This is a genomic window from Bacillus massilinigeriensis, assembly GCF_900111815.1.
Taxonomy (GTDB): domain Bacteria; phylum Bacillota; class Bacilli; order Bacillales; family Cytobacillaceae; genus Mesobacillus_C; species Mesobacillus_C mediterraneensis.
Window position 1 is genome coordinate 75,282 of record NZ_LT630016.1, and the last position, 16,928, is coordinate 92,209.

Consider the following 16,928-nt stretch of genomic DNA (forward strand, 5'->3'; position numbering starts at 1 on the left):
GTTGGACAGGAAACTGACACCCGTATCAAAAATTTACTTGGCGATTATCTTTTTTATTCTCTATGCGCCAATCATGTTCTTGGTTTTCTATTCTTTTAACAGCGGCGAGACGATGTACAACTTCAAAGGGTTCACGCTTGACTGGTACAAGGAGCTGTTCCAGGATACCCGCCTGTTGATCATTGTGCTGAACACAATCGTTGTTGCCCTGCTGGCGGCACTCATCTCCACAATTATTGGAGTGCTTGGCGCCCTGGCAATCCATAACGCACGAAAGAGAAAGGCCAAAAACGCGCTTCTTTCGTTGAACAATGTGCTAATCGTCAGTCCTGATGTCATCATCGGCGCATCTTTTTTAATCCTGTTCACATTGGCTGGAATCAAGCTCGGCTTCTATTCTGTGCTGCTCAGTCATATTGCTTTCTGTATTCCAATCGTTGTATTGATGGTGCTGCCGAAGCTGTCGGAAATGAGCCCGTCACTCATCGATGCAGCGCGCGATCTTGGCGCAAGCACATGGGATGTTTTTGCAAAAGTCATCATTCCTTATATTTCACCGGGAATATTCGCAGGCTTTTTCATGGCGCTGACATATTCTTTTGATGACTTTGCCGTTACTTTTTTTGTAACAGGAAACGGCTTTTCTACGCTGTCAGTAGAAATCTATTCGATGGCACGGCAAGGGATATCCCTGCATATTAACGCGCTGTCTGCACTGCTGTTCCTGTTCACTATGCTCCTAGTGGTTATTTACTACTTCATCACGCAGCGCTATAAGCCGAACGGAATGGGGGTTCGAAAATGAGCAGGATAGTACGTTTTTTTATAGGCATTGCTGCCGTATCTGCGGTGCTGCTCTATTCGATTTCCAGCCTTAATTCCGATCAAGGCTATTCCGGCGGAAATACGCTCACCATTTACAATTGGGGCGATTATATTGACACCGACTTGATCAAACAGTTTGAAAAAGAAACCGGAATGAAAGTCATCTACGAAACTTTTGATTCCAATGAAGCAATGATGACAAAGATTCGCCAAGGAGGAACCCATTACGATATCGCAATTCCTTCCGAATACATGATCGACAAAATGAGAAAAGAAGACTTGCTGGTCAAGCTAGACCATTCCAAAATCCCAAACCTGAAAAATGTGGATAAGCGGTTTATGGATTTACCTTTTGACCCAAAAAATCATTATTCCGTCCCGTACTTTTGGGGAACGGTCGGGATTGCCTATAACTCAAAAATGCTGGGTGGCATGCAGATTGACAGCTGGGCAGACCTTTGGAATCCAAAGCTTGAGAATCAAATTTTATTCGTGGACGGGGCGAGGGAAGTAATCGGAATGGGATTGAACAGCCTCGGATACTCGCTGAATGATACAGATAGAAACCATCTGTTACAGGCTAAAAACAAGCTTGATACGCTGACACCGAATGTCAAAGCGATTGTTGGAGACGAAATCCGTCTCCTTTTGGAAAATGAAGAAGCTGCCGTTGGCGTTGTCTGGTCAGGAGTCGCCTCCGAAATCATGGCGGAAAACGAGAATCTGGAATATGTTGTCCCAAAAGAAGGTTCCAACCTTTGGTTCGACAATATGGTCATTCCAAAAACAGCTAAAAACGTGGATGGCGCCCATCAGTTCATCAATTTTATGCTAGATCCAAAGGTAAACGCTCAAAACACCGAGTATGTCAGCTATTCAACACCGAATAAAGCAGCTTTGGAACATATGCCAAAGGAAATGGTCGAAGACGAACGCTTTTATCCTTCTGAAGAACTGACCAAAAAGCTCGAAGTGTACGAAAACCTTGGGAAGAAAAATCTTGCGTATTACAACGAATTGTTCTTGCAGTTCAAAATGCACCGGAAATAAAAAAAGACGGACAGCGCGGCTTAAGCGTTGTCCGTCTATTTCGCTTGTTCTTAATCATTCATTCTTGCAAGGAAATCACCAAGCAGGTCGTCAAGACCTGCCTCGCTTCCTAGCGCTTCTTGCTTTGGTTCTTCCTGCTGCTTGTTCTCCTTGTGGATAGATTCCCAGTCAAAACTATCTAGATCATCGCTCTCCATAAGGGATTCCCTCGTAGCTGCAGCCTGATCTTCATGCGGTTCGAAAGCCGATTTGTTAGTTCGCTTCTCAGGGCTCTCTTCTTGGAGATACAGCGCTTCGTCGATATCAGTCCGATTGCTGTTCATTGAGGCAAGCAGTGAAGCGGACCGAACGGGATTCTGAAGAAGCTGGTAAACAATGCTTCCGAGCAAAGCTTCCGAATGCTCATGCTTCAACCAATCTCGCTGCACCTTTGTCAGCCTGCCGGGCAAGGGGACGGTAATCGTTTCTTTTTCCTTCCCGTAAGAGGTTCCAACCCCTTGAACAACGAACTCAGCGATCTTGCTGGAAAAATTGCGCCGTTCAGTCTCTTTCAGTTTTTGGAGCTGCCTCAAGAGGTGATCCGGGATATCAGAAGGGACCCGGAACGATATCGTTTGGCCTCTTTTGACCTCGCTTGCATTGCTTTTATTCATAGGACCACCCTATTCTCAGTTCTTTACCGGCTGTTTTGCCTCTTGCTGTTTTTCCGTCCGCCGAGCAAAATCGTGGATAAGCTTATAGTATGCGTTTGCCATCATCCAGATGCTTTCTTTTTCATCTTCAAAGAAGTCAATATTATAACCATCAAGGCTGTTATTCAGCGTTTTGATATACTCTTTCAGCACAATTGCCCCGCCCCCGACAAAGTAGCAAATTTCTGTCTGGGAGTTCTTCTGCCATACGTTCCGAAGCAAACGGTATTGCTTCTTCGCAAGGTCTAGCAGGATGCGGTCCGTAATATCGTGGACGCTTGTCCTGCTGCCTTTCACCATAATATGATTGCGGTCGTTTTTCTTTGTGATGATTTCCACGACATCCCTGCGGCTGTCCAGTTCCACCCCATGTTTTGTGCGAATTTCTTCGCGAATGGCTTCAAGCGATTCTGACACGCCCAGGTTGAAGCCCTGCGCCTTATCATCATCCACATTGCGGTTCTTAATAACCGCGATATCTGTGGACAAACCGCCGATATCCTGAATGAGAATTCGCTTATCAATCAAATCTTTGTTGATGATTTTCGAGTCATTGTCCATCACAAGGTTGATAAAGGCAGCAAAGCCCTCAGGATAAACTTTCACTTCATCAAATTTAATATTTACTTTGATCCCTTGGTATTTTGGAGTCACTAGGAATTCGACTTGATGGACATTTCCTGTCAGCTTTGAACGGTAACCTGCGTCCTTTCCTTCCTTCACTTCGCGCAGCGGAAGGCCTGTTCCCAGCAGATAGCTAGCATCTATAACATTTTTATTGCGATTGAAAATGCTTTTGTTTTCCTCGCGTGCTGCGTCTAATGCGAGCGTCGCAAAAAGCATAATAAGTGTCTGATCTTCCTCAGATTTACTGCTGCCAGGGTCAAGCTCTGTTGCATTTTGGCTTTTCGTAGCAAGATGTCCAATTCGGTATATAGCGTTGTTTTCTTTTAAAGCAGGAGAGTGAACCTTGATATGGATACCCTCAAGCGGGTTCTTCTCGTCAAGCTCTTCAATTCCGATGACAGGTCGGTCTTCCGTATCCCTCGCGATGATGTTCGGAATGTTCAACTCGTAATCCATTTTGCCAAAAATCGCTTTGATCGAATCGTTCCCTACATCAATTGCGGCAATTCTCGATTTTGTCATTGGTCTGTCCCCTTTGCTTGTTTAATAGATGAAATGGGCTATGTAAAGTACTACTTTGCCTATCTAAAGGTTAAAGGTGGAAAAGAGTTTTCACAATGGAACCAGTGAAAAAGATACACAAACGTAAACCTGTAAACATTCTGTAAACTTGGGTATTTTTTGTATACAAAATCGTATGCATTAACTGCAATTCGTATACATGTTGCTACAACGGCATGTGTACGTGTTTGTATACTTGTAAACACAATTGTAAACATCACGTAAACAAATTGATTACATGTACACAAATTTGTTTACAACAGGTTTTTGTATACAACTACAAGGAGAATTTCCATTTGGGGAAGCTGTTTAATCAGCTCAATAGGAGAAGAGTTCCAGATAGATTATAGGAACATTTGTTCTAATTTTATTTTAATCTAACTGTTAACCTATGTCAATAAATAAAAAGCGCCCTTGTTTCTGTCTACTACTTTTGCAAGATTCAGTCACTCAAATTGGATAAACCTCCATTTTAATTCAGGATACATTCCATACGACTCTCCCCCCCTCTTCCTCATACACCAACAACTTTTTATCTATTTTCATGAAATCTAAAAGACAATAAACAGGAAGCAATCAGCTTGACTGCAAACGAATACAAGGAGTACTTTATTGATTAGAAACCTTTTTTTCCGTCTGCAGGGTTTATGGCTTCGAGTTAAAAGCCAAAAATATATATAATTAAGAAACTACAAGCATTCAGTTGAAACCGGAGGTAATTATTTTGGAAACAAAAAAGGGAGCATTGCCGTTGCTATTCGCCGTCATGTTTCTCGTCATGGTCGGCTTTGGCATCATTATACCTGTCATGCCATTCTACGCGGAAGAATTAGGCGCTTCGCCTACTCAGCTTGGCCTTCTCATGGCTGTATACTCGTTGATGCAGCTATTGTTTGCACCAATGTGGGGAAGGGTCTCTGACCGTATTGGCAGGAAGCCTGTCATCATGGTCGGAATTGCGGGGCTAGCGCTTTCGTTCTTCCTGATGGCTTTCTCGACGAGTCTTTGGATGCTTTTTGCCGCACGGATCATTGGTGGTTTGCTTTCCTCAGCTAATATGCCTACCGTTATGGCATATGTTGCAGATGTCACTTCTGACGAGGACCGCGGCAAAGGAATGGGGATCATTGGCGCTGCTGTCGGCCTTGGCTTTATTTTTGGGCCTGCAATTGGCGGGCTGTTCTCCAAGAACAACCTATCCACACCATTTTTCATTGCAGGGGCGTCTTCCCTATTAACATTCCTGCTCGTGGCATTCATTTTAAAAGAGTCTCTTTCTCCAGAACACAGGCATAGTACGAAGAAGGAAAAAAGATCCTTGTTGGATGCACTTAACAGTCCGCTCTCACTGCTGTTCATTCTGCAGCTGTTCATCACGCTTTCCCTGTCAGGCCTGGAAGCAACGTTTGCTTACTTTGCTGCAGAGAAAGCAAACATGGATACCGTTCATCTCGGCTATATATTCATGATCATGGGATTTGCCGGTGCTATTGTCCAAGGCGGACTCGTCGGCCGCCTCACACGGAAGTTTGGCGAGGGTGCAATCATTCAAGCAGGAATTATTATTTCGGCAATTGGTTTTGGTCTCATTCTTCAGGCCGACAGCTTTTTCACATCAGCAGTCTACATGACCATTTTCGGCATTGGAAATGGGATTATTCGCCCGAGTGTGTCAGCAATTTTAACAAAAAAATCAACATCAGGACACGGGAGCACAACAGGCTTGCTTTCCTCTTTTGACTCTCTTGGCCGGATTATCGGACCGCCGCTCGGAGGCTGGCTCTTCTCAATCTCCATTGGACTGCCGTACCTTTCTGGGATTATTTTGTCTGCCATTGCGCTTATTGTCTACCAAGTTTTTGCGGTAAGGATGAAAAAACAGCAAAACCAGACATTAATAAATTAATGCTGAAGGAGAATGAAAGATGCGGATGTTACGTTCCATCGAAGAAACGGCAAACTTCATTGAAAATAACAGATTCAGTTTTGTCTATGTCCTCTCCGAAAACTGAGGCGTCTGCCACTCTCTCCTTCCTCAGGTTGAGGGAGTATTGACCGAGTTGTCGGACATCCAGCTTGCGGTAGTGGATATCGAAAAAGTGCCCGAAATGGCAGGATTTCTGATGGCATTTACTGCACCAGTCCTTGTACTGTATGTAGATGGCAAGGAAGCGTTGCGGGAAGCACGCTTTGTCCCAGTCGAAAAGCTGCGAAACTCCCTTCATCGTATATATGATGCGGCACAGTAAGAGGAGCCACTCCGATAAATCAGGAGCGGCTCTTTTTTTGCTTTAGAAGAAATTTTTCCCTCTGTCTGAATTTGTTTTGATATTTCCCCTCTAAATACGTTATTGTTATACTACAAAATTACCGCATAAAGGTGTGTTGAACATGCGTATTAATAAATTCATTAGTGAATCGGGAAAAACATCAAGGCGTGGGGCGGACAGGCTCATTAGCGAGGGACGGGTCACCATCAATGGGAAAGTGGCGAAAATTGGGAGCCAAGTTGAACCCGGAGACGATGTCCGAGTGAATGGCAATCAAATTAGGATGGCGAGCAACTACGTATACCTTGCGCTGAACAAACCTGTCGGCATCACGAGTACGACGGAAAAAAACGTGAAGGGCAACATTGTCGACCTAGTTAATCATCCATTAAGAATTTTTAATATCGGCCGCCTCGATAAAGAATCGGAAGGACTCATTCTGCTCACAAACGACGGGGATATCGTCAACGAAATTCTTCGCGCCGAAAACAAGCATGAAAAAGAGTACATCGTGTCAGTAGACAGACCCATCACGGACGAATTTGTCCGGAAGATGGAGGCAGGTGTTGAAATCCTTGATACGAAGACGCTTCCTTGCAAAGTGAGGCCAATTTCAAAATATGAGTTTAACATCACCCTAACGCAAGGGTTGAATAGGCAAATTCGGCGGATGTGTGCTGCCTTTGGATACGAAGTGACAAGGCTGCAGCGAATCAGGATCATGAACATCCACTTAGGCAATCTTCCGTACGGCCAATGGCGCGATTTATCGAAAAAAGAGAAGCGGCAGCTTTTCAGCGATTTAAACTATACTCCGAAAGAGTGGTAAATTTCCGAGTTTAGGCGTAGGATATAGCGTGATTCAACCAAAGATTTCTGTCATTTGACAAGGGCATCCAGACGCCACGGATGCCCTTTTTTACGTTCGCTTATTTCGATCCTTCTTCTTCGTCCCCAACTATTTTCCTCCCGGCAACCCGTACATTCTAATTCAACCTAAAAAATAAAACTAGTGCATACCCGAGAACCGACAAGCAGACCGAACCGGCAATACCTGCTGCAAATGGCCTTAATCCCCACTTGCGGAATACCTTAAAGTCTACGTTTAGCCCAAGGCCTGCCATAGCCATTCCCAGCAGGAGATAAGCAAGGCTCACGATATGCTCGGCTGTCTCGGCTGAAACGATGCCAAGTGTATTGAATCCGCTCATGGCAAGGAACCCAAGGATAAACCATGGAATAATGGAAAGAGAGATGCCAGTCTTCCCGTCACCCTTTTCTTCTTTCGAACGGAACATCCAGCCAATAACGATAGCGACTGGTACTAGCAAGGCAACCCGCGTCAGTTTCACAATCACGGCAAGGTCCACCGCTTCTTTTCCGCCCGCAGCAGCTGCAGCAATAACATGGGCTATTTCGTGAAGCGTCCCCCCCGCGAACACGCCGTATCCTTCAGGAGAAAGGTGCAAGAATGGATAAAGGACTGTGTAAATCAATGTAAAAATCGTTCCGAGGATAGCGACGATTGCAGCGGCAATGGCTGTTTCCTCATCTTTTGCTTTAATTTGCGGTGCAATCGCAATAACAGCTGCCGCTCCGCAGATTGCCGTACCGCACGCTGTCAATATCCCAAGCTTTTTCTCCACGCCGAACCAGCGCGTCAGAGTAAAAACAACTAAGAGTGCGAATACCAGGTTAATAGCAGCTGTTGCAAACACACCCCAGCCCGCATTGTATATATCAGCGAGGTTCAATCTCATTCCAAGCAAAATGATGCCAAGGCGAAGCAGTTTTTTGCTCGCAAACGAAGCACCTGGCAGCACAGTCTCCTGCACACCAAATATCGCACGCCACGCCATGCCGGCTAAGATCGCCAGGACAAGCTGCCCCATGATGGATAGAAAAGGCAGCTGCGCTAAATATTTTGCTGCAATAGCAATAATGAGTGTGACACCGATGCCCGCCAGCAACATAGTGGATCTCTGCTGTTTTGCATTCTCCATGTTTCCACCTTCTTCTTATTGATACTTTTACTTTAATGGGAGAACTATTATTAGTAAAATACATATAACTAATCAATATTATTAAAAAAACTCATCATAAGGCGGGATTGCCATGCAGTATGACAGCCTCAAGACGTTCGTAACGCTCGCAGAAGTAAATAACTTTACAAAAACATCCGAGCTCCTTCATATTTCCCAGCCATCGGTTAGCCTCCATATAAAAAACTTGGAGAAAGAGTTTGGCACAGAGCTCTTCGTTCGCTCACCAAAAACTGTGCAGATCACCCCGTCTGGAGAAATTCTCTATCACCGCGCAAAACAAATTCTAGGACTGTACGAACAGGCTAAAACGGATATTCTGGAACATCATCAATCTATTAGAGGCAAACTTTCCATCGGCGCTAGTTTTACCATTGGGGAGTATATTCTGCCGTTTTTACTGGCTAGTGTACATAAGGAGTTTCCTGAGCTGGAGCTTGAAGTCATCATTGGAAATACGCATGAAATCGCTCATCATGTACGCTCCTTTACTGTTGATATCGGACTGATTGAGGGACAGATCAACGATAAAGAACTATCCATCCGGCCATTTATGGAAGATGAACTATTTGTGGTCGCAGCTCCAAACCATCACCTTGTAAAAAGAAAAGCAAATTTCGCTGATTTGCAGCATCAGGCATGGGTCGTTAGAGAGGAAGGTTCGGGAACGAGAGAATATTGGAACCACGTCATCCGCTCCAATGCCCTTGCCGTCACATCTGTCCTTACGATCAGCAGTAATCAAGGCATTAAGGAAAGTATCCTTAATGGAATGGGACTTTCACTATTGTCTGGAAGCGTGATTGAAAAAGAATTGAAATATGGGGAGCTTGCCGTTATTCCACTTAAAGGAAAATGCTTCAAGAGGACCTTTTCATACATCCAGTCACCCACTATGAAAAATAAACGTAGCGTTGAAAATTTCATCAGAATCCTTCGAGAGAAACATCCAGTAAAAAGAAACTAACTAAACCAAAAGTACCATCCTTTTTTTCCTGGTGCTGTTATAATAGAAACAGCAATAGAATAGGTACCTCAAGGGTGGTCAGCTCATCCCCAAAAGAAAGGGGGTGGTGCTGTGACGGTGTTTGAAGCTTTGATGTTCGCTTGTACATTCACAAGCCTGATCCTCGCTGTGCTGTCGTTTGATAAAAACCACAAAAAATAATCCACCCTTGAGCCTGCAAGCATAAGGTGGATTATTTCCGTTTTGTGCTGACCGCCCCGGAGGGGAACCAGTCTATTGCCGACCGTTTGGTGTTCCAGCACCAGCGGTCTTTTTTTAATATATACAGTATCTACAATTTCATTATACCCGAAAAGAAAGGAAAATCAACGAGCACCTGGAAAATAGGCCTTGATTTTTCCAAATTCAAGTTATATTGTCTGCAAATCGATAGCTCAATCGTAGTCTGGTAGATACACAAGAGAAACAGAGCAAGTATGACGCCAGCAAAAATTCACTCTTTCGCTGTGAGTATTTTTCGCTTGTTTTCTTTTTGCACCCAGATGAAGACAAACAAACCTGCCGCAAAGAGCATTGTCATCAGAAGGATATACTCTAAGCCTGAAGCGTACGTTACCCAAAGGATAAAGATACTTGCAATCCCTCCGAGTATAATATTCTTGACGCGATTTTTCGTTCCTTTTTCTTCCTTCAGTGACACTTTCACTTGATAAAAAGCAATGAGCGCATACGGCAGCAGGATGGCGGACGACGACAGAGAATACATGAAATTATATGCAAGTCGTTGATCAAAAAAGAGAACAAGAACAGCTGAATCAAAATGTTGTAACAAGAAGTGCTGTTGTTGGAGCACCGTGTTCGTTCGTCTTGGAGAAGAACTTCGGAAAGTTTTTCGTCTGGGATGCTTGAAACGGCACTTCACCGGCATACATAGTAGTGGCAAGCCAGCAGCCAATAATCGAAATGATTACCCCAATATTGATGATAATCGCACCAGTCTTCCCGATAATGCTTTCGAGAACATATGCCATCGAAGGCTTTGGCAGCTCTGACAGTTCAGCCTGCGACATGATACCAAAACTCAAGATAGTAACTAGCGCATAGAGCATTAGGACTGATAGAAATGCAATCAATGTGGCTTTTCCGATATCGCTAGATTTTTTTGCCCTGACCGAATAAATGATAGCCCCTTCTACACCGATAAATACCCATACTGTTGTCAGCAATGTATTTTTTACCTGGCTAACAACGGATTGAAGCTCAAAGCCTCCAGAGCCTGTCCCCCAGAAATCAAGCGAAAAGATATCCACTTTAAATGCAATGATGACACAGACAATGAACAGCAAAATAGGTACGACTTTCGCGACAGTTACGATGAAATCCACTAAAGATGCGCTGTGTGCGCCCCTGACGTGATATAGTGAATCGTCCATAATACAAGAGAAGCCCCAATGATTGAATAAATATTTTGCCCGTTTCCGAACAGATCAAAGAAATAGCCAAGGGCACTGAAGGTCAACGTACCAAATGCGACGTTTCCGAGGAAAGCGGAAACCCAATAACCCCATGCTGAGTTGAAGCCCATATAATCTCCGAAACCATCTTTCGCATAACTATAAATCCCCGCATCTAGATCTGGCCTTTTTTCGCTAAGATTTTTGAAAGAAAAGGCCAATGAGCCATTCCAAGTCCTGTGACAATCCACCCGATTGTGATGGAACCTGGCGACGCTTGTGAGGCCATATCTGATATTAGGTTAAATATACCGGCACCGATCATGGAGCTGATAACCAATGCTGTGGGGGCACCAAGGTTCAGTTTTTTCTCTTCCGGCATATCATTCCCCTCCCGCTCTTTTTCGGTTGAAAAAAGAGCATGAGAAATCGATGATGTCAATTATATTTTCAAAACTTGAAAATTATTCATTTCCTTAGCAAACAAAGGGGTTAGGGAAGAAAACTGATTGTAATAGAGGATTTTTTTCTTGGGGGGCAGTGGGGGATTAACCTTATAAAATGAAAACCTACTGCCGAAGGGCAAAAATAAAAGAGAGCTATGCGCCCTCTTGGTGAATTTAAGTTTTAATTTTTTATTATTTCAAAGTTGCAGGTTCATATTTCACATTATATTTTTTAGCTAATGTCTCTAAGTCCTTATGATATTGCATAATAGTATCATTATGCTCTAATAGTTTCTTATCAGAGTCTTCGGCTAGCTGTCGATCTTGCTGTTCGACAGCTTTCCTTTTCATTACCATTGATTCATAAAAATAACTAGTTGCTAACTCCAATTCTTCCTTTATTGGCTTTAGTTCCTTCATTTTCACATCTAAATTCTCAGCTTCATCCACCGCTTTTTTATATTTTGGAATAATTTCCTCATTCAAAGCGTCATATACTTCTTGATCATTTGTAAAATTCTCACCAGTTACACTTAAAAAAGCCAACTTTGCTTCCTGTTCATACTCGTTTAACTTTGAGAGATCCTTATTAATAAAATGAATAATTGCTTGTTGCTTTTCAAAATTTGACATTTTTTCTTCCGTTACTTCTTTGTTATTAGCACTTTTATTTTCAGAGTTGACATTCTTTTTATCATTGCAACCGACTAATAAAAGCATGAATATTAATATCAAAAAACTATATTTTCTCATATAATAATCCTTTCTAATACCAGTTCTTCACTTGAGTAGGGTCATTCTTGATATACCCGTCACGTATTTTAAAATATATATGCTTTGTACTCTGTCTTAAACTAATTACCAAGAGCAAAATGCAAGCCTCCATGATTAGTATTGGCCATCCTACTACAAAAACTGTGAAAAAATAGCCTATAAATGCTATTAAAAAAATTGAATACACTAACAGAGCCATTATGTTATACGCCATTAGCTTTAATATTCTTAGCTGCTCTTGTTTTGTAGTTTCGTTACTTCTTCTCAAACTATTCAAATGTTTCATTTCTGGCAGTAACAATTTATATGGTTCCAAAAACCAGTTTAGTATTTTTTTCATACTCTAATATTCGCCTTAATTATTTCTAATTTTCCCCTCATTTTGATTTCCCCCTCGCTTTCAAAGCCCTTAAATATTATTCTCTTAATCTCAGTATGGTTAAAAAACACATTAGTTTCATCTGAAATATGCCCTTGAGGATAAGGGCAGGCTACATAATCCCAAGTTTTACCCTTCCCTACCTGTTGTTGAAATCTACCGTAAATCATTAATGGTTGCTCCAGTTGTTCCAATAATAGAACTGTACCAATTGGTAACCAATTACTTCCTTTGTCTATTTTCAGCGAATTAATATCTAAATCCACAAGTAGCACCTCTTCTAATTATTCTGTTATCTATTTTCAATACCTAATTCTATTCTAACACCTAGTAATCCTCTAACATCTATGACTATCTCTTTGCCTATTTTAAACTCTCCACCTGCTCCAAAAGCAGAAACACCAGTTTTTCCTTTAATCTTATAATCAGTCAATGGAATAGGAACACTTAATCCTGCTTCTGCCTCAGCAATTGAACCTTTTAGACCAAGTCCAATAGCGCCATCATCAACCCCCGCATATCCAGTGCCCTTAAGTATATTGGCATTCCCCTCTACAGCTAACCCTCCGGCAAATTTTACTTCTTTATCAATTTCTGTTCCTAGAACAACATTATAAATTGATGCTTCTGCTTTTAAAATAGGTAGAACTGCCTTATCGCCCATAGCTGCTTTTCCTTCAACAAATAAAATATTTTGCTCGAATTTTGTGTCTAATACCTTAGTGTTATGGTTAACACCGGCATGTAACCCACTAAAAGACGCTCCACCACCAATTCGATCTTCCCCTTTTAATTGGATAGGTTACACTTAGTTGGACAGATATTTTAAGGTCAAGTAGACTATTACTAATACATTAGGGGAGAACCTACCATGACCAAAAAAGATCGTCGAACATTTACCGCAGAATTTAAAGAACAAATGGTCCAACTTTATTCGAACGGCAAACCGAGGAAGGATATCATTCGTGAATATGATCTCACCCCTTCTGCTCTTGATAAGTGGGTGAAGCAGAGTCAAACTTCGGGATCCTTTAAAGAAAAAGATAACTTGTCACCAGAGGCACAAGAATTAATTAGGCTACGAAAAGAAAACAAACAACTGCTCATGGAGAATGACATTTTAAAGCAAGCAGCGCTGATACTAGGACGAAAGTAAATGTGATTAAGAACAACCAGCACAAATACTCGATATCAGCATTGTGTAAAGTCCTACAGATTCCAAGAAGCACGTTTTATTACGAGGCAAAAGAGAGGAAATCAGAAGACGATGTTACATCTGCAATCGTGGAGATCTTTCAAAACAGCCGTCAAAACTATGGGACACGCAAGATTAAGGTCGAGCTAAAGAAGCTTGGGCATCAGGTATCCAGACGTCGGATTGGACGGATCATGAAGGATTAGGGGTTGGTTTCATCGTACACAGTAGCCCAATTCAAGCCTCATTCTTCAAAGTGCAACGAGTCTAATCAAAAGAACGAATTAAACCGTGAATTTGATCAAGAAGAAGAGTTAGCGGTTGTCGTAAGCGATTTAACGTATGTAAGAGTCAATCAAAAATGGCATTATATATGTCTCTTTGTCGACCTTTTTAATCGAGAAATGATAGGATTTAGCACAGGTCCAAATAAAGATGCAGCCTTGGTTTATCGTGCCTTCGCGTCCATTCAAAAGGATTTGCGCAAGATTGAATATTTCCATACAGACCGGGGAAGTGAGTTTAAAAACAAGCTGATGGACGAAGCTCTGGAGACATTTGACATTAAGCGATCATTAAGCATGAAGGGCTGTCCGTATGATAACGCAGTAGCTGAGGCAACCTTCAAGATTATTAAAACAGAGTTTGTTAAAGGTAAGCATTTTGCTAGTTTAGAAGATTTAACAAGAGAATTACAAGATTATATTCACTGGTTTAATCACATTCGAATCCACGGAACATTAGGCTACATAAGCCCAATTGAGTACAAGCAAAAACACCTTAAAAAAATTGTCTAGATTAGTGTTGACATACCAAATCCTACCCAATCAGTTCTGAATTTACCCGAAGACACTTCAAGAGTAACATTACCCATTTTTGTTACAGACCCACCCATTGCGCCTTCTGGTTTTGTAACTTTAGAATTAACATTCTTTACATTAGTATTGTTTAAATAAAAATTTATCCCCAACCATCTATAAGGATACTGTCCATGTCTATTCACCATGAAAATCGATTGTGAAGATTGTCTGCTTAACAGGCTAGAATAGTCGCTGTCAAGTTGTATACTGTTCACCAATTTAAAGTGAGTTGGAGTCGATAGTAGGTGTAACGGATTAAAGTTTTCAAGATTCTTAGGGGTAGAACAATAATTAATATTTAGTTCATTTAGATACAAACTTAAAATTTTTAATTCACTGTTTACATTATCCAGCAACTTACTACATTCTAAATCAAACTCCCCTAAACGAGTAGCCGTATCGATAATAAAGTATTTGGCTCTTAATATGCTCTCATTAAACATTCTATCATTTAGTGATGCAACATTGATTATATTCCCTATTTTTTCAAGTTCATGGTTACCTTCTTCAATAATTTCATTTAATGTATGTTGATGTAAATTTAGTTTTTGAACTAACTCTTCTAGTAGAAATTCCTCTGTTATAAATCCATTACTATCTGGCTCTAGTGAATTAACTGCATTCTTACAAGCAGTCAGGTTTACCTTGTATAACTTAATTATTTGTTTCAACTTTATAATAAACGGCATATGGCATGCTTGAAAAAAATTCTTTATAGCTTCAGGTCCTCTTCCATTGAAAGAGTTTTCGAGGTTAATTAATTCTTGTATACTTTTATCAATCTTCTGAAGTCCATTATAATTCCTCTCTAAGCTATCAAGTGTAATCTGTATAGAATCATTTAAATTTGAAACAGAAAGAACTTTCATAATCTTACCTCTTTAAATTGATATTTGTTTTCAAGGATTGATCTGTTTCTTTCATGAGAGTTGAAGAGTCTCTAACTATGGCAATATTACTTTCTAACATTGATTTATACGTTTTCATGATCTCTTCTAAAGAATCATTTGTCTCTTTAAGCTTATTAACTAAGTCCAATCTATTCTCATGACCAAGGTTATCAGGCATTGATGCCTCAAAAGAAATTACGGAAGATTCCATTCTTTTTGTTACTGCATCAATCGCATTATAATTATATTTGATTTCCCCCATATAATAGCTCCCTTTTATATTGTATACTTTCATCCATTCAACTTTGATTATTAGACAGTCAGAAAAAATTTAACCCTTTGCCTGTTCATTTTTTAGCGTGGTTATTGTCTTTTGGACTGAAGAAATCTCGGATTCTAAGACAAGAATTTTATTATTTATTTCATTAATTATAGTAGTTAATTCATTGGACTCTAGAGATTCGATGCATGAAAGTGTATCCTCACGCCTATTCTTTTCCCATTTTTCTGCAAGAGATCCTCGCCAACCATCTTCTATAGCAGGAACCAATATAGTTGATTTATAATTTGAGACTTCTTGTTTAATTGATTGCAGTTTAATTTTTGCCTTTTGTAGAGCTATTTTTTCACTTTGACTCTTATTTAAGACACTATAATAGTAAGGTATAGACAATTCTTCACCCCATAATCAGTACTAAAAATTTAACAATCTAATTATATCATGTGTAAAATATGGAAAAATGGTAATTATGGATTATTTATCTATTTAACATATTAGATACTTTAACCTATAATCATGTTGTTTTTTTGTTTTTCTAAACTTAGAAATTCAATAACCTCCTGGAGATCATCCGTGTACAATAGTAAATAATCAAAATCATACATGGCATCGTGCTCGACATCGAGGTATTCACTTAACGAAATTAAATCGAAAAACTTCTTCCACTTTTTTTCGTTCTCCATTTTCTTTGTTGCTTCAGCTATTCTTTCAGAATCAATTTTTAACACCACATAGCTCGTCCTATCGTAGTATAGCTCCGGCACAATCTTTTTTAGTGCTACTCCATCTTCTCCATGCAATCTGCAAATAGACATGTTTGTAACAACACCAACATTGCCAATATCCATTAACATATCTGATCTTTCATCGTTTTCATCGTCGTCCTCATCTGTATCATCCGGATAATAAATACCAACACAATACCAATCCATTACTTTCTCCGGCTTCTTTTTCCTAAAGAACATTCTTCTTCCTCCTAACACCAGCAAAAAGAGGGCAATTCGCCCTCTTGGTTACGAGTGTAATACTCTATTCCATATACTCTACGTTCTTGATTTCTGTGGCTGCGGTTTTCCACATGCCGTTATCCAGCTTCATCGTATGGATCGCACTGACACGGTTGTTTTTGAATTGGCCGTTGCCTTCCACTTTTTTTGCTACAGTTGTTTGAACTGCTTCTACCTTTGCCATATCATCAGCAGCTTCAAGCACCTTGATAGATTCAAGATTGTAATCCAAATCTGTGCTTTGGAAGAGCGGCTCCATCTGTTGTGTTGTCAGTTCCTTTTCTTGCTCAGAGATGAGTAGCGTGTCTAAATACTTTTCGATATTTTCCTCTTCCGCATACTTCATGTTTTCAAGAAGGTCCTTCTCAATTGCTGCAACTACTTTGCTATCAACGTTTCCTACAGCTTCAGGGTTTTCCTCTTTCGTTTCACCCGCAGTTTTCACAGGAGCTTCTTGCTTTTTAACTTCTTCTTTTGGTGCATTTTCCTCTTTTGCTGTCTTTGAAGCTCTCTCTTCATCCGATCCGCATCCTGTTAAAAGCAAACCTAAAGCAGCAGCGGCAACCCATGTTTTATTCATTGCTTCTCCTCCGTTTCGCTCGAATAATC

General features: G+C 40.9%; 19 protein-coding genes and 2 pseudogenes. 7 read left to right on the plus strand and 14 right to left on the minus strand.

Features of this window, described 5'->3' with window-relative positions; genetic code table 11:
- The first annotated feature begins 1 nt into the window (after nt 1).
- Together BQ5796_RS16610 and BQ5796_RS16615 are read left to right on the plus strand one after the other, a co-directional pair.
- The gene (locus BQ5796_RS16610; RefSeq protein ID WP_071461481.1) at nt 2-805 is read left to right on the plus strand and encodes an ABC transporter permease; all 804 of its coding nucleotides are present in this window, start codon (nt 2-4) and stop codon (nt 803-805) included.
- Complete coding sequence (locus tag BQ5796_RS16615; RefSeq protein ID WP_071461482.1) at nt 802-1,875, plus strand: ABC transporter substrate-binding protein; 1,074 nt, start codon at nt 802-804, stop codon at nt 1,873-1,875. Before BQ5796_RS16610 ends, BQ5796_RS16615 begins: the two co-directional genes overlap by 4 nt.
- Nucleotides 1,876-1,925: 50 nt before the next feature.
- On the opposite strand, the gene BQ5796_RS16620 is transcribed toward BQ5796_RS16615, so the two are convergent.
- On the minus strand, nt 1,926-2,528 hold the full coding sequence (locus BQ5796_RS16620; protein WP_071461483.1) for a hypothetical protein: 603 nt from the start codon (nt 2,526-2,528) through the stop codon (nt 1,926-1,928).
- Nucleotides 2,529-2,543: 15 nt separating this feature from the next.
- The gene (locus BQ5796_RS16625) at nt 2,544-3,716 is read right to left on the minus strand and encodes a ParM/StbA family protein (protein WP_071461484.1); all 1,173 of its coding nucleotides are present in this window, start codon (nt 3,714-3,716) and stop codon (nt 2,544-2,546) included.
- Between the two features lie 763 nt (nt 3,717-4,479).
- Between BQ5796_RS16625 and BQ5796_RS16630 the strand changes: the two genes are divergently transcribed.
- The 3 genes from BQ5796_RS16630 to rluF all read left to right on the plus strand — a co-directional run bounded on the left by BQ5796_RS16630 (nt 4,480) and on the right by rluF (nt 6,854).
- Nucleotides 4,480-5,661 carry an MFS transporter gene (locus BQ5796_RS16630; protein ID WP_071461485.1) on the plus strand — a complete coding sequence of 394 codons (1,182 nt, stop codon included), beginning with the start codon at nt 4,480-4,482 and terminating at the stop codon, nt 5,659-5,661.
- 145 nt (nt 5,662-5,806) lie between these two features.
- Entirely contained in the window at nt 5,807-6,004 is a 198-nt protein-coding gene (locus BQ5796_RS17760) for a thioredoxin family protein (protein ID WP_141769963.1), read from the plus strand.
- Between the two features lie 142 nt (nt 6,005-6,146).
- Complete coding sequence (gene rluF, locus BQ5796_RS16640; protein ID WP_071461486.1) at nt 6,147-6,854, plus strand: 23S rRNA pseudouridine(2604) synthase RluF; 708 nt, start codon at nt 6,147-6,149, stop codon at nt 6,852-6,854.
- A gap of 157 nt (nt 6,855-7,011) precedes the next feature.
- Here rluF and BQ5796_RS16645 read toward each other — a convergent pair whose 3' ends face one another.
- Nucleotides 7,012-8,028 (minus strand): YeiH family protein, encoded by a 1,017-nt coding sequence (locus tag BQ5796_RS16645; protein WP_071461487.1) that lies wholly within the window; start codon nt 8,026-8,028, stop codon nt 7,012-7,014.
- A 112-nt stretch (nt 8,029-8,140) separates the two neighbouring features.
- On the opposite strand from BQ5796_RS16645, the gene BQ5796_RS16650 reads away from it, so the two are divergent.
- Nucleotides 8,141-9,034, plus strand: coding sequence for a LysR substrate-binding domain-containing protein (locus BQ5796_RS16650; protein WP_071461488.1), 894 nt, complete (start codon nt 8,141-8,143; stop codon nt 9,032-9,034).
- A gap of 493 nt (nt 9,035-9,527) precedes the next feature.
- Here BQ5796_RS16650 and BQ5796_RS18555 read toward each other — a convergent pair whose 3' ends face one another.
- The 6 genes and pseudogenes from BQ5796_RS18555 to BQ5796_RS16690 all read right to left on the minus strand — a co-directional run bounded on the left by BQ5796_RS18555 (nt 9,528) and on the right by BQ5796_RS16690 (nt 12,751).
- Nucleotides 9,528-9,866 carry an APC family permease gene (locus tag BQ5796_RS18555; RefSeq protein ID WP_071461489.1) on the minus strand — a complete coding sequence of 113 codons (339 nt, stop codon included), beginning with the start codon at nt 9,864-9,866 and terminating at the stop codon, nt 9,528-9,530.
- A pseudogene (locus BQ5796_RS18560) lies at nt 9,850-10,739 on the minus strand (amino acid permease). The gene BQ5796_RS18555 and the pseudogene BQ5796_RS18560 overlap by 17 nt, the downstream one beginning before the upstream one ends.
- A complete protein-coding gene (locus BQ5796_RS18570) occupies nt 10,664-10,870 on the minus strand; it encodes a hypothetical protein (protein WP_071461492.1) in 207 nt (68 codons plus the stop codon). Before BQ5796_RS18570 ends, BQ5796_RS18560 begins: the two are co-directional and overlap by 76 nt.
- Nucleotides 10,871-11,126: 256 nt before the next feature.
- On the minus strand, nt 11,127-11,687 hold the full coding sequence (locus tag BQ5796_RS16675) for a hypothetical protein (RefSeq protein ID WP_071461493.1): 561 nt from the start codon (nt 11,685-11,687) through the stop codon (nt 11,127-11,129).
- A 357-nt stretch (nt 11,688-12,044) separates the two neighbouring features.
- Complete coding sequence (locus tag BQ5796_RS16685; RefSeq protein ID WP_071461495.1) at nt 12,045-12,353, minus strand: DUF4176 domain-containing protein; 309 nt, start codon at nt 12,351-12,353, stop codon at nt 12,045-12,047.
- 26 nt (nt 12,354-12,379) lie between these two features.
- Nucleotides 12,380-12,751 carry a hypothetical protein gene (locus tag BQ5796_RS16690; RefSeq protein ID WP_071461496.1) on the minus strand — a complete coding sequence of 124 codons (372 nt, stop codon included), beginning with the start codon at nt 12,749-12,751 and terminating at the stop codon, nt 12,380-12,382.
- Nucleotides 12,752-12,958: 207 nt separating this feature from the next.
- Here BQ5796_RS16690 and BQ5796_RS16700 point away from each other — a divergent pair.
- Nucleotides 12,959-14,079: pseudogene (locus BQ5796_RS16700) on the plus strand (IS3 family transposase).
- On the opposite strand, the gene BQ5796_RS16705 reads toward BQ5796_RS16700, so the two are convergent.
- The 5 genes from BQ5796_RS16705 to BQ5796_RS16725 all read right to left on the minus strand — a co-directional run bounded on the left by BQ5796_RS16705 (nt 14,076) and on the right by BQ5796_RS16725 (nt 16,899).
- Nucleotides 14,076-15,011, minus strand: a complete 936-nt coding sequence (locus BQ5796_RS16705) for a T7SS effector LXG polymorphic toxin (RefSeq protein ID WP_071461497.1) — start codon at nt 15,009-15,011, stop codon at nt 14,076-14,078. The pseudogene BQ5796_RS16700 and the gene BQ5796_RS16705 sit on opposite strands and share 4 nt — an antisense overlap.
- Nucleotides 15,012-15,015: 4 nt before the next feature.
- Nucleotides 15,016-15,294 (minus strand): DUF5344 family protein, encoded by a 279-nt coding sequence (locus tag BQ5796_RS16710; RefSeq protein ID WP_071461498.1) that lies wholly within the window; start codon nt 15,292-15,294, stop codon nt 15,016-15,018.
- A 69-nt stretch (nt 15,295-15,363) separates the two neighbouring features.
- Nucleotides 15,364-15,705: a hypothetical protein gene (locus BQ5796_RS16715; RefSeq protein WP_071461499.1), complete on the minus strand. Its 342-nt coding sequence runs from the start codon at nt 15,703-15,705 to the stop codon at nt 15,364-15,366.
- A gap of 110 nt (nt 15,706-15,815) precedes the next feature.
- Complete coding sequence (locus tag BQ5796_RS16720) at nt 15,816-16,277, minus strand: hypothetical protein (protein WP_071461500.1); 462 nt, start codon at nt 16,275-16,277, stop codon at nt 15,816-15,818.
- A gap of 64 nt (nt 16,278-16,341) precedes the next feature.
- Complete coding sequence (locus tag BQ5796_RS16725; RefSeq protein WP_071461501.1) at nt 16,342-16,899, minus strand: hypothetical protein; 558 nt, start codon at nt 16,897-16,899, stop codon at nt 16,342-16,344.
- Nucleotides 16,900-16,928 lie beyond the last annotated feature (29 nt).